Below are 14,121 nucleotides of genomic sequence, written 5' to 3' on the forward strand. Positions count from 1 at the left end.
ACAACAAGAGTCTCCATTGAATAATCAAAATAGAATTATAGTAAGAATTATCTTTTTCATACTCTACAATTTCTTATAGCTTTAAGTTTTTAGATTCATTATTTTAAAGAAATAGAACTCTTATCATAATATCCTGTCGCAAATTCATAGGGATAGTTATCACCTCTAATCAATAACTGCTCACCTCCAGTTCCATAATCTGTCGTTTTCTCATGTCCCCAATGAACAAAACTGATATAAAGAGTATAGTATTCTCTTTCACCTCCCAAAACTTCTTCCATGTATGGATGTTTAACAAGGTTGAGATCATTCTTATTTATGTAATAATCAACAGAGTGAATGCTTGTAAATTTCCCCCCTTTATATGTATAGTACCCTAATTTCCCATTTTCAAAAACTAAGTAATATGTATATGAACCTTTGTTCATTACATATGTTCCCGTACCAGACTCTAATTCATTCGCAGTAATTTGTTTTTCATAAAACTCATCTCTTTCTTCATCTTTGCTACATCCAGCAAACATTAGTGCAGTAATCATTAAGAACAGTAAACTCTTCATATTTGTTTTTGTATGTTTATAGTTTGTAAAGGAACAAATAAGTTTGAATACAATCAAATTTTTACTCTACTTTTCTGAAGATATTCAAAAACAAATATCAAAAGGCTCAAATACATTATTAATTATGAACATGTTGTGTATATATCTCCAGCGTATTGGATATATATAGCCAATGCGCAGGATATATATAGCCAATATGTAGCGCATATATATCCTGCGTGTAGCACATATATACACAACAAACAGCTATTACTTATGCAAACATGAAAGATTAAGTATAATTTTTCTTCAACAATGACTAATTTACAAAATATATCATTACCTTTGTCGCAAGAAATAGTTATACAGTAGAACAAACAAGCTTATATTTCCAATTTTAAAATAAACACTTAGACAAAATAAACATAATGATATGAAAGCAAATCCACTCTTGCCAATTAATGACTCTATATCAAATACAAACTATTCTAAAAACAATACTGTAATAATATACAGCAACAATAACAAGTCTCCCTGATTTGAACTACAATTCTATAATCTCAGTCTAACACATTATTATTAATATCTTTCCTTTTTCTAGAAAGGGGAAAGAAAAAACTTTTTTGTATGAAAAGAATTATTTTTAGTATTCTAATTGGATTTACGGCAATTAGTGTAAGCGCACAACTTATGCGGAGTGAAGAACTTGAAAAGTATGCCAAAGAAAAGTTTGGCGATAAGTGGGAAAATGCAGCAGCCAATATAGGCTCTCAATTATCATTGGATAAAAACAAATCTTTGACATACACACAGGTCATTGAGTGTGGAGAACAAACGAAAGAGAAATTATATATTACTCTTAATCATTGGTTTGTTGAGTCTTTTAATGATGCAAATTCTGTCATTCAGCTTAATGATAAAGACGCTGGGGTTATTATTGGCAAAGGATATGTTGCTAATATTGCAGGCCATGTAGGTGGAATGAACGCATACAATGTTAGTATGCATCCAATTATCAAAGTTGATATCAAAGACAAAAAAATTCGTGTAACTTATACCGTACAGTGTTACGATGTCGAAAAATCTGTTGGTGGAGGCGTAATGTCTGCTTTTTCCAATGGTTCTACAAAGCCTGTATTATCTAATGAACAATGGCCGCTTGAAAGCTGCTATCCTTTTGTGGAAAAAGATGCACACAAAGCAAAAAAAACTTCATCAAAAGCACTGGTTATGGCTCATGCATATTCAAATGTCATCATTGATAAAATTGAAGAAGCTGTAAAAAACGGTCTTGTTGGTAACGAATCTGATAATTGGTAATTCGCACTGAAAAACTAAAAACACTAATAGTTTAGATCTCAAGTATTAACAATTCACACGATAAGTCTTAATACTTGAGATGTAGACTATTAATAATCAAAAATTCGAAGACCACAGCTATTAAAAAAAAATTAATAGCCAGTCATATTACTCACTAATCATTCTCCTGACTAAATCGCGATTCTTAGGATCATCTGCATTAACAACTCTGCCCTCGCCGCGTCCCAGTTTTTTTTTTCGTTCTTCATCACTTAGATACACGGTAGTGATAGCATCTGCCTGCAAACAGCATATTCAGATTCACATAACTAATTCCCCAAAGCACATAATCCATTGTCCAGCCATAACGCTGACAAGCAAAGTCAATTAATAGTCCATAGATACTTTTTCCTCCGAAAGTAATACTACTACCCTCTCCTTTAATCCGACTGATTTGACTCGTCATTTCCCGATCTGCATCTATCCCCAAATACAGAATAAACTCTTCAATCTTGTCATTTGAAAGAATAATGGTCAGAATTGTAGCGATATCCTCTTCCGATATATTATCCTCAAAAAACTTAGCACGATGAAGAATTTTCTCTATCTTTGCGACGTCTTAATCGACCAGGTGTTTTTACCAATCCATAAGGAAGATGTAATTAGTTCTACTCCATATATTAATAATTCCCCCTTATCTTTTAGCAAATTCATCCGCATGAATTAATCTGTTGCACTTGAGCAACCATTCAGCTATACTTGTGCAACCACCCAGTTACACAAGTCCATTTCTGAAGTTACTCAACTGCAATACATAATAGTCATCTAAAAGAAATTAGATTTATGAGCATACTTTATAAAACCACTCGTTTTGCGGATACTTTTACCGGCGACAAAGAAACGAATGTACGGGTACAACTATTATCATGGGACACTTTGGATACCAAAGCTTTTGTTGAATACTTAGCTGACAAAAACAATATCACCAAAGGCGACGCATACAAAAATCTAAGCATGGTACTAGAGGGAATAGAGGCCGTTCTGAAAGATGGAAATATTGTCAATCTGGATGATTTCGGCAGTTTTTCTCTGAACGGCAGTTTCTGCGAAGACAAAGAACCAGGTGAACACCACCGTGCAGAATCCATAGAGGTGAAGAATGTTGTATTCAAAGCCGAAAAACGTTTGAAAAAAGCGATAACAGCAGCCGGATTCGAGAAATATAATCCGGAAAGACACAACAAACGAAAATACTAAAACAACATGGAATACGATAGAATCTACTCCATCCGAAAAGGTGAATACTTTGCGGATGCATTGAAACGTGCCGGCAAAGACTTCATCCCGACCAATTGTATCATTAATAAACTCCTTCCCGGATTGGGAGCTACACACTGCGAATTGACGGCACCCCGAAAGTCTATCATTATCGAGCCCAACGTACCTGTTATTGAGTCTAAAGCAAAGGTACACAAAAACTCATTGGCTATCTATAAAGGAGTCAGCGTCCGGCAAATCACAGACTTTCTGGAGAAGAACCAAGACAAACATTACAAACTGTTGACTACTCCCGAAGGCTTCACCAAAATCAAAGAAGCCATGCTGGCTGTAAATATAGATATGTATACAGAGTGTTTCATCTTGTTTGATGAATGTGAAAAGCTAGTGCAGGACGTGCATTACCGTGATTCTATCCGCGAACCGATGAATGATTTTTTCCATTTTCAGCATAAGGCATTGATTTCGGCCACTCCCATCGTACCCGAAAAAGACAATCGCTTCGACAGTTTCATGCGGGTACTGATTCAGCCGGATTACGAATATCGTCAAAAGCTGAAACTAATCACTACCAACAATGTTCTGGAAACGTTGCAGGAGGTGATTGAAGCGAAGCGCGGCACGGTCTGCATCTTCTGCAACAGTATTGATTCGATAGATAGTTTCTACCGATTGATTCCCGAATTGAACAATGCCTGCACTTTCTGTAGCGAAGACGGACAATACAAACTATGGAAAGGCAACCGACGCAAAAAATCAATGATGATTACTGAACTGGAACGTTACAACTTCTTCACTTCACGTTTCTACTCCGCGGTGGATATCATATGTAAAAACCCGCCACATGTGATTCTCATCAGTGATTTGCATGGCGCAACCCAATCGGTTATCGATCCTACTACCGAAGCCATTCAAATCATCGGACGATTCCGAGGGGGAGTAAATACCGTGACACATATTGCTTCCATCCGCCCGGATCTGGAATGTATGTCAACCAATGAAATTGATAATTGGATACAAGGCGCTTCCCATATCTTCAACGGATGGAAAACTCAACTGGCACAAACCTCCAATATTGGTGAACGTACTCTGTTGCAGGAAGCTATCGGAGAAAATTCATATCTCCCCTATCTGGATGCGAATGGAAAACCTGATCCGTTTCTAATAGCAAATTTATATGAGAAAGAGCAAGTGAAGCGACTATACACATCCACCGATCTGCTTTGTAGTGCCTATCAACAGACCGATTATTTTATATTCTCTCATGAGGAACGTCTCATGCCGGTTTCGGATAATGAACGTATGGCAATCCAGCATCGCCTGGCAAAAAAGAAGCGGGCAGAGTTGATCGTCCGTAAGCTGGAAGAAATGGAGAAAATGAGCCGCACTACTGACAAGAAAGTGCAAAAACGCTACCAACGTATGCTGGGAAATCTGCTTACTACGACCAATGACAGGTATATATACGATTGTTTTTGCCGATTTGGAGGAGATTTCATTCGTGAATCTGACTATAATGAGAATAAATTGCGGACTGCATTGAATGTAAGCAGTGAGCATACGATTAAACAATCAGGGCAGATGCGTAGCTCTATCCAACGTACTTTTCCCATAGGTTCGGAGCTTTCCGTTCAGGAAGTGAAAAGTATGCTGAAACAAGTATATAAAAAGATGGGACTGAATACGGGACGAGGGATCACAACCAAAGAACTGGAACAATATGCAGAAATAGAAAAAGGATGGAAACACGACAATAGAACAATCAAAACACTGAAATTCAAATAATTGGCAATAAAATGCAGTTTTCCTTCCGAAAAAAGCAGAAACTCCGTATATGTTTCCTGTAAACTTCTCTTATTTTCGGCTATTTTCAGAGATAAGTTATTGATTATATGATCTGCCACATTTTTGTTTCTCCCCGTATAATACTTAAAAGAAAGACGAAAATGTGGCAGAGAGTTTCTTTAAACGTCTGCGGGCAAACAACGCCAAAACAAGTACGAGGCATACGCCCAATCCCCATATCCACAACAAGAAATCTCCTCCTTCGGTTTTTCCATAAGAATGCAGACCGCTCAAATAGTAGTTCACCCCAAACCAAGTCATTATAACCGAAAGGACGGCAACAACGGAAAGCAGATTAAAACACCAGGTGGTCTTTCCTTTCAGGAGAGGAATAAAGCGGATATGAAGCACCAATGCATAGACAACGATTGAAATCAATGCCCAAGTTTCTTTAGGGTCCCATCCCCAATATCTGCCCCAGGAGACATTGGCCCAGATAGCTCCAAGAAATGTTCCGGCAGTCATAAAGAACAGACCGAGGATCATTGCCATTTCATTCAGTAGCGTCAGTTCACGGATGCGGAACAAGAGTTTCACCCGGTTGGTGGCGGAAAGCAAACTCATCAATACAAGATTAAACAACCCTATCAGCGCACAAAGAGCAAAAAAGACGTAACCGATCATAATGATAGCGACGTGAGACATCAGCCAATAAGATTGAAGTACCGGGACTAAAGGAGTGATTTCCGGATTCAGGTGATTTAGTCCTGCTACAAAAAGCATGATTCCGCCCAATAGTCCTGCCAATGCGGGAAGAATACGGAATCGGCGGGCAAACAAGAGTCCGCTACCTACCAACATCCAGGAAGTACATATCATCGACTCGTAAGCATTTGCCCAAGGGGCATGTCCGCAAATATACCAACGTAACAAGACACCTGCCGTATGTGTGAGAAAAGCGATTGCCAGAAGAGCAATCAGAATACTGCTAATTTTTCTTCCCCATTTAAAGTCCGCAATAATCTCTCCGCAGGCAATGAAAAGTAGGATACCACCCAAAATCAAGTAAGCCAGACGACACCAGAAAAATAAATCCAGTTGATTATAGAGAAGTTCGGCTTTCACTTTCCGGTTGTCAATAGCAGGAACTTTAGCCTTTGCTTGTTGGTAGACATTCATCATTTCAACTACTTTATCTGCTTCCTTCCAGTTGTTGGAACGAACTCCATTTCCTAGCTCATAGATATACCAGTCCATGATTTTAGTTACAAATAGAGAATCTTTCCCATGAAAAGCGCTCAAGTCATCACCCGGTGAATACCATTTTCCCTGCAAATCGTTTCCATCCGGGAAAAGCGGTAGCAATTGGTGTTGCATGATGCGATATATGATGTTTACTGATTCATCCAGTTTTAATAAATCCGAGTCCAATCGTTTGCGCTCCGCAGCCGGTTTAGCGTAAATTGTGTTCAGTTCATTCGTCAGGATATAGTTACCGTCTGCATCAAATACATCTTGCCAGGCAATGTATTTGCCATCTCTGCCGAAGCGTTGAAGAAGTTCTTTATTATCCACTTTGATAAAAGGAAAAGCTCCCCATTCATCGGGAAAAGAAAGTAGATTCAAAAAGAATTGATCTGAATTAATGCCATTCAGTTTATCGGCTCCATACAATTTGCGTAAAATGGCAGATGTATAACTGTTGACGGGTTCGAGACGTCCGTTAGGGTTAAGCACTACCAGATTGCCAAACTTTTCGGCATGTAAGGAAGAAACACAAGGTAATTGTGAAACGACGAGAGATTGTTGTAAAGAGACAGCCGGTTGTTGTGCACGCAATGCCTGCATATTGGAGATGCCGGATAAAGCCAGAAAGAGCAATAAGCAGAAAGGGGTATTCTTTTTCATTTCTCCCAATTCTCTGCGCAACCGCCCGAAACGGGATTTCTTACTGAACAATGTCAAGACAAAACCTACCAGTAAAAGGAAATATCCCGCATATGTAAGCTGCATACCGGGACGGTCATAGCTCACTGATAACACGGTACCTTGTTCATCAGAATCGAATGAAGACTGAAACAGACGGTAACCATCCACATCAATCACTTTATTCATTCGTATGGTTGCCTGTAAAGGAGATTCATTTTCTCTCTTAATCACCAGGTCACTCTCATAAGACATCGGACTATGGGAACCCGGATAGCGCTGCAACCGGAAATCATTCAGAGTTACAGAAAAAGGCAAGGAAGCATTTTCCATCCCTGTTCCTTCCTCTTTCATCATGCTATTTGCCGTTTCCCCTTCACGGATATGCATGATACCCGTCACCCCTACATAGTGAGTGACAGCAGCTCCCAACCAGATAAAAAGAAAAGCTCCATGAAAAATCAGACTACCTTTACTAATTCTCTTAAAATAGCTTCCCTGAAGGAACATAGCCAATAAATTGACTGCCTGCAACAACTGCAACAGTATAAACCAGGGAGCATAATAAAAAAATTCACGGGCAACGGCAGGACCATAAGAGTTTTCCACCAAAGTGGCTACCGCCAATATCAGGGCATAAAGTCCCGCTAATATATACATCAATACTGGTAAAGCGATCAGTCGAATCAATTTCATCTGTTTTTCTTTTATAATAAACAATGCTTTTATAAATGAGGCTTTTATAGATAAGCAATTCCTTCAATTTCTACCAGCAATTCCTCTCTGCATACATCCGCATAAAGATATACGATAGGAATATCCGGGCAGAGTTTATCCAAGTCTGCTTTCACAGCTGGCGCATCCTCTTCATTCTTGAGATATACACGAAGAAGTCCCAACTTACCGGAATGTTCCGGTAGTTTCTCCCTACCCTCTTCCAAGCCGATCAAATGCTGGATATTTTCAAGAGTGATTTCCGTTTGAGAGAGAACATCTCCGGTCGTTACACTTTCCTCGCCACGGATAGCAGCCGTGCCGGAAATATAAATCACCTCCTGCCGACGGTCGGACAGCGACTTTCCTCTTTCAAATTTAGGAGTTCCCTTCTTCCCATCCGCCCGATGGCTAATCAACACCTCATCCGAATAGACATGAGCAGCCCGTTGCCAGTCGTTATCTAAAGGAGCAATATTCACTTCTCCACTGACAGCATTGAAATCAATCAGAACGCCGCCATGCTGTGTACCAATCCCCGTTGCTGCCGGATAACTCAATTCCCATTCCGAAGAAGCATAGAACAGAGTACGCACATCATTGAAATCCTGATAACACTGATTGCCATGTGCAATATCCGTGATATTTTCCAGATAATTCCACTGACGGACAATGTCGCCGAAATTCATCTGTTCCGTCTTTAAGATCTCTTCTGCCTTTCTGAAAGCCTGTTCCGATTGTTCGCGAACAGGAAGATTCAAATCATCTGCGTAAAGTCCCCCCACTATTATTTCCCGATAGTGAGGAGTCATGATCCGCAGGTAGCGGACAGAGAAAGAACTAATTTGTTCCTCTATGGTGACTGCCTCATCCGTAATCTCCACCAACGAATGTACCTCCAATACCAAGTCTGCTACCAAAGGCTTTTGAGCCACCAGCGAAACCACCGGACGGGGAGAAACGAAATGCCGCTCCACCCATTGTTCCAGAAAGGAACGCTGAAACTTGTATTCCTGATTATCCGTACAGCGTGTAAAGAGTACAAGACGGAGCACCCTCTCTTCGCGGACAGCGGATGAAAGTAATTCCTCCGCCATCTGTTCCCAACTGTTTCCTGTCGTTTTATACAAATTACATATGATTCGATGATACTTCATACTGCAAATTTCAATGTTTTTTCTGATGAACGATACTTATTAATGATAGGAGGTAACACCTGCCGGAACGTCCATGCTATAGACAGATGACATCGTCTTCAGCCCCGGAGTATTCTCCAAAGAATAAAGCACTTTCTTTTGACGGTCTACCAACAACATGTGTACTTTCTCTTTCGGATTCACATGTCCCGTCCAGTTCGTTATCAGGATGCGTCCGTCAGAAAAATACTGAAAACCTCCCAGAAACTTCAACGGTTTTCCGGGAATATCCGCATTCGATAATTCCCAAACAGTCTTTCCATCTGCCGTTACTTCGATAATTCTCGGATTCTGGTCTTTATCTGCTACGGCAATCAGCGTATGTCCGTTGGGCAGACGAGTCAGAGAATGCGGTCCGCCGGGAACATCCAGTTTCCACACCTCTTTGCCGTTCGTGTCATATTCCGTCACACATTGCGGTCCGTAATGTGCTACCAGAAAATGCCCGTTATCCAAGCGACGTGCATTACGCATAAACGCAAAACCTTTCTCTTTCACTCCCTCCGGCAGGATGCAAACTTCTTTCACAATCTTACCTTTAGGAGAGATTTCCAGCATACGTCCCGTGGTACATTCGCCCACAAACGTATTGCCGTTCTTCAACCGCTGACAGGCAAAGACCGGACTTTTAGACTCGTAATGGAAGATTGTATCGTTCTGACGGGTCATTTCGAGTACCCCGTGCCCAGTGGTGAAAAGGATATTGCCATTAGGCAATACCCATAAATCATTAGAATCGGGAGCTTTGTGCTGCCATACAATCTGATTGTTTTCCATCACAAAGACGATTCCCTGTGAATAATCTGTTCCTGCAAACGTCCGGGTCTGTGCCAACAGGGATGCAGAGAACAGAAATGTCAGAATCACAACATATATTCTTGTCATAAATATAAATTCAAAAATAGTTTTATATAAAAGATTTTTCAGGCACGGATTACACGGATTACGCGGATTTTATTTTCTGAATCCAATGATAGTACAGCTTTTAAACCGTGAAATCCGTGTAATCCGTGCCTAAAATCATCAATGAAGTTCACTACAAAGACAGTACGTATTCCTCCAACTCTTCCAGTTCTTTATCAGAAACAGGCTTATGAGGTCCGTGTACCTTTAACATATCTTTCATCGAATAGCTACGACCGTCATACAGATAAGGAGCCGTACGCCAACATTCATTCAGAGCAGGAACGTCCATAGCCAGTCCTTTATCAGATCCGGTAGTCCAATCCACTTTATACTGCTTCAGATCCGTATAGTATTCTCCGGAGTGGCAACTCGCACAGTTTTCTTCAAATATCTTCTTCCCTCTTTTCGCTTTCGCAGAAAGTTTACCATTCTCAAGATAAGGGCTTGGCAGAGGCTTCAGAGATTTCAAATATTCGTCGATAGATTCGTAGATCTCATCATCTCCCTCCATAAACAAGATATATTTCACTCCCGAACGAACGGCTACTTCGGCATTTTTACGAATACCGGTCGCCATACAAGGCGGAGTCTGATGGGAAAGCAAGAGTGTTTTCGTATTCTTCGGATTACCCATGCCATCATTCAGCAAGTCCCAGTTAAGCCCGTCCATGCGTGCATCATTCGGATGACAGGTTGCACAACTTTGCCAGTTTTGGAAACAAATGGTTGCATCATGGAAGTACATATCTCCCTTACCAACTTTAGTGAATGCCAATGGAGTACCCAGAATCTGCTTCTGCACATTCTTACCGTTCAAATCCATAGACACCAATTCCGACGTATAATAGTTGGCAGTATAAATTTTACCTCCCGTAGCTACGACCGAACGCGGCCCTTTTCCCTGTGTAGGAATGAAGTCACGGATGCCATACAAGAATCCCGCATCATTAGGTATATTGCCCCACGCTTTCATGGAAGGAGTAACCATTTCCCCTTGTTTCGCTTTCCCAAGACGTTCATGCAAAGCAATGCGATCGATACGCACCAATTCCTGACTACCGGCAGCAGCTACTATGATCTGCTTATCATCCGGGGTAACAATTACCGACCACGGATTGGCTGCTCCTTTCTGTGGAGTGTCCAAGATGACGGAAGTGAGCCACTTTCTTGCCTTCAAATCAATGATGGATAATGTATTTGTAGCCATCCATCCTCTATCCAGCTGATTGGTAGGCAACTGATAGCGGGAGATTAAATGAGTGACATACGCAAAAGTATGATTCTTATCCACCGCTACCGACTTCACATCCGTAGAACCGTTCGGCAACATAACACGTCCCGAAACCTTTTTCGAAAGCACATCTACCATATCGAGCTGTACTGCAATCGGATAAGCCGTAGAAGGCATTTCCGGCAGATTATTGGCTATCAGCAGACAGGAATCACCTGCAAAAGCAGCCATCGACACCGGTTCGCGGCCGACAGCTATTTTAGTTTTCACCTTACGGGTGGCCGGATCAATCTCCCAAAGTTCGTTGTTGAACCGCTGTGTCACCCAAAGAGACTTTGACAACGGATTATATAGAATATCCGAAGGAGTAGCTCCGCTTTTTGTTTTGGATTGTACGGAGAGTTTCTTTCCATCCAGTTCGTACATGGTGCCGTAGTTTCCGTCACATACTACCCAGAATTTACCATTCGCATCCTGCGTCATGGCATTGACAGGAGACGAGAAAGAGACTTTCTTTTCCATTTTCTGTCCGTCGGACGACATCTTGATGAGTTCACAACCTGCCCTGTTTGTTACAAACAAGGATTTCCCATTGTCTGCCAGAAACAAACGGTCCGGTGAAACCGTCGTTTCCGCTTCTTGCCAAGACGCACAAAGAAATATGGCAGCCATACCAACAGGTATCAATATCTTCTTTTTCATTTTTTCTCTTGTTTAGTTTGAAGGGATTGAATGTATTGACGAATATTCTCCTGATCTTCCGCACGGGCTGCTTCCCGCTTCTTATCATAATAGTTATAGAAGTCGAGATCCTTTTGCGACCAGTTGTTCGCTTCACGGTAGTCTCCGATAAAGGGCACAAGCAAGTCAATCCAGAGAGCTACTTTTCGTATTTCCTGAGGAGTCAGTTTGGTTCCTCCATGTCCGCTTTCCAGACGTTTAATCAGATTGCTCTTGTTGGAACCTGCAAAATAAGGAGGCAACAGCGTAGGTTCGGACAAAGCGCTGATCCAATTTACTTCCGGATGGTGCGGATCCCCCTTCCATGCATCTCCACCTTTATTTAATGTAACATGTGTCAGACTCAAGTACGAGTCCGTATATTTTCTTTTACTTCGTTTATCCGTTACTTTCAATTCACCTTTCAGGCTCATCCGTTGCTTCACTCCATCATGACAGGAGATACAATGCTTGTCCCAGATAGGTTGTATTTCTTTCAGGTAACTGAAATTGCGTTCGCCCATCTCATCTTCCGGAGCCAATGCCTTGACACCTTTGTTCATTGCCATGGATACCGGATGCCCTGCTACAGGAACCGTGTTCTTATGTTCGTGGCATCCTACACAACTCTGCACTTCGTTCGGCTGCAAAGTAGACCAACTACGCATAGTTTGTACGACACGTCCGTTTTCGTCTAATGCCTGAAAATAAAGCGGTCTGCGTGCAGGAACTTTAAAGAAAGCAGAACCATCAGGATACACTTCCGTTATTCCTAAAACCCGCTTCACATCCCATGCTGCATTTCCCACTCCTACTGGAGTACTCATAATAGCTCCTCCTCCTTCACCTTTACCGTTCACTTCACCTACACCTGCTGCACGGAACTGGATTTCCACCACACGCAACTGTTTGATAGTTCCCGGTTTCACACCTTTCAATCCATTACCCTCGTAGATATTCTGCATATAATATACGCCTTCATTCTTTGTATAATCTACCGAAGATGAACGGCGGAACGGACGTTTACGGGGAGCGACCAACACAGGCTGGTTGCAGGATATACGCGCATCGGATACGAGTAATTCACGTTCTCCGTCCGCATTCATCCAATAAACACCAAATTCCATCGGATGTCCGACGTAATAACCCAACGGAGTATACGATATTAAAAATTCCTTCTCGCTCAATGGAAAAGGATGCTGGAACTGATCGGTAAACTTTCCATAACCGTCAATACGTTCCGGTTCCGGCTTATGTACCGGAGCTACGAACATAACACCTTCATTCTCATCACGTCCGGCTTCAGGATCTATGATACCCAGTTTGCCATGTTGAGGAGTATGGTGACCCATAAAAACTCCCATCAACTTACGAGTACCGGGAATCTGACGAATCTGTGCCACCGTTGTCGGAAACCAGCTATTCATTCCGTAATATTCAGCCTGTCCTGTTCCATCGGGATTCATTTGGAACAAAGGCTGCGCCCATATCTGGCCGCGGTCATTGTAATCCCAGCGAGTATAGACCACCCGACCATCATCCAACAAAGTCGGTGTTACCGTATGCACCTGGTCGAAACCGACCTGACGCATATAACGCCCCTCCCTGTCGCAGAGATACATATTGCTGACTTCTGTAAACCAGCAGTCTACCGTACTTCCGCAACGGGTAGAGTTGAACAGGATATTGTCATCCGGCAAGTAAATGCCTTCAATGTCGGCATGTCCTTTTCCGAAAGTCAACTGCTTGATTTCCCGTGTCTTTAAATCCATTTCATACAGATGGAAGTCGTCTTCCTTGCGGGATTTCTTCCAGGAGAAAAGCAGATGCTGACCATCAAAATGAAGATTCGGATCACGCACTACTCCTTCTTCATCTGTCAGCATGGTTTCTACTTCCGCCCAAATTCCATTCATCTTCAATTTCGCCAACGCACCGCCCGCAATGTAGTTGCATTCAGCACGGGCATCCGACACTCCTTCGGTATAAGCAAAGAAAGAGGGACGCAACGTTCTGTACTTTGTAAAAACAATCTCCGGTTTATCTGCAGTGAAGGCTTCCAAACGCTTGATACGTCTTTGTTCACACGCTTTCAGATAAGACAGGAAAGCCGATTCGATGCTTTCCGGTGTATTAATCACGGCAGCTTTGATGTTCAGCTTCTGTAAACGCACGGAAAGTTCCTGATTAAAACTCTTGTTAAACCAGTCTACATCACCCGTTGTTCCATCCTGTAGCCACCAATCGTAATAGACCGGATAGGCACGCGTCAATCTCCGGTGCACGGCTTTTATCTTGTTTTCTGTTTCTTCCTGATTACCTTTCTGTTTTATCGCCTGAATTTCCGCGTATTTCTTCTGAATCTCGACGATAAAACCTTTCGCGTCGGTAGGCTGAAGGGAAGTGTCTTTCGTCTGCCATGCTACGATGGAGAGGAACACACAGCATGCCATCCCACACTTCAACAGCTTCATTAATTTCGATCTTATCATTTTATCTTCTTATTTACCTTAAATTTACCTTCCTG

The 14,121-nt window shown here is 41.8% G+C and carries 10 protein-coding genes; 3 read left to right on the forward strand and 7 right to left on the reverse strand.

All coding sequences use genetic code 11. The features are described from left to right. Positions 1–98: 98 nt before the first annotated feature. Positions 99–560 carry a hypothetical protein gene (locus tag AAHJ11_RS04935; RefSeq protein WP_320974500.1) on the reverse strand — a complete coding sequence of 154 codons (462 nt, stop codon included), beginning with the start codon at positions 558–560 and terminating at the stop codon, positions 99–101. Between the two features lie 606 nt (positions 561–1,166). On the opposite strand from AAHJ11_RS04935, the gene AAHJ11_RS04940 reads away from it, so the two are divergent. Next, positions 1,167–1,859: a DUF4468 domain-containing protein gene (locus AAHJ11_RS04940; RefSeq protein WP_195650589.1), complete on the forward strand. Its 693-nt coding sequence runs from the start codon at positions 1,167–1,169 to the stop codon at positions 1,857–1,859. Between the two features lie 247 nt (positions 1,860–2,106). Here the strand turns inward: AAHJ11_RS04940 and AAHJ11_RS04945 are convergent, their stop codons facing one another. Next, positions 2,107–2,304, reverse strand: a complete 198-nt coding sequence (locus tag AAHJ11_RS04945; protein ID WP_298043860.1) for a hypothetical protein — start codon at positions 2,302–2,304, stop codon at positions 2,107–2,109. A 377-nt stretch (positions 2,305–2,681) separates the two neighbouring features. Between AAHJ11_RS04945 and AAHJ11_RS04950 the strand changes: the two genes are divergently transcribed. Both AAHJ11_RS04950 and AAHJ11_RS04955 read left to right on the forward strand, forming a co-directional pair. Beyond that, complete coding sequence (locus AAHJ11_RS04950) at positions 2,682–3,095, forward strand: HU family DNA-binding protein (protein ID WP_148364435.1); 414 nt, start codon at positions 2,682–2,684, stop codon at positions 3,093–3,095. 6 nt (positions 3,096–3,101) lie between these two features. Beyond that, on the forward strand, positions 3,102–4,901 hold the full coding sequence (locus AAHJ11_RS04955; RefSeq protein WP_320974499.1) for a hypothetical protein: 1,800 nt from the start codon (positions 3,102–3,104) through the stop codon (positions 4,899–4,901). Positions 4,902–5,045: 144 nt separating this feature from the next. On the opposite strand, the gene ccsA is transcribed toward AAHJ11_RS04955, so the two are convergent. The 5 genes from ccsA to AAHJ11_RS04980 all read right to left on the reverse strand — a co-directional run bounded on the left by ccsA (position 5,046) and on the right by AAHJ11_RS04980 (position 14,086). Further along, the gene (gene ccsA, locus AAHJ11_RS04960; RefSeq protein WP_320974498.1) at positions 5,046–7,523 is read right to left on the reverse strand and encodes a cytochrome c biogenesis protein CcsA; all 2,478 of its coding nucleotides are present in this window, start codon (positions 7,521–7,523) and stop codon (positions 5,046–5,048) included. Positions 7,524–7,567: 44 nt separating this feature from the next. Continuing rightward, entirely contained in the window at positions 7,568–8,698 is a 1,131-nt protein-coding gene (locus tag AAHJ11_RS04965) for a PTS cellobiose transporter subunit IIC (protein WP_320978719.1), read from the reverse strand. Between the two features lie 39 nt (positions 8,699–8,737). After that, positions 8,738–9,622 (reverse strand): aryl-sulfate sulfotransferase, encoded by an 885-nt coding sequence (locus tag AAHJ11_RS04970; protein ID WP_148364431.1) that lies wholly within the window; start codon positions 9,620–9,622, stop codon positions 8,738–8,740. 151 nt (positions 9,623–9,773) lie between these two features. Next, complete coding sequence (locus AAHJ11_RS04975) at positions 9,774–11,576, reverse strand: c-type cytochrome (protein ID WP_217721630.1); 1,803 nt, start codon at positions 11,574–11,576, stop codon at positions 9,774–9,776. Beyond that, on the reverse strand, positions 11,573–14,086 hold the full coding sequence (locus AAHJ11_RS04980) for a hypothetical protein (protein WP_320974496.1): 2,514 nt from the start codon (positions 14,084–14,086) through the stop codon (positions 11,573–11,575). The genes AAHJ11_RS04975 and AAHJ11_RS04980 overlap by 4 nt, the downstream gene beginning before the upstream one ends. Positions 14,087–14,121 lie beyond the last annotated feature (35 nt).

This window comes from Bacteroides sp. 90-K9/2, from assembly GCF_047310725.1.
GTDB classification, from domain to species: Bacteria; Bacteroidota; Bacteroidia; order Bacteroidales; family Bacteroidaceae; genus Bacteroides; species Bacteroides vicugnae.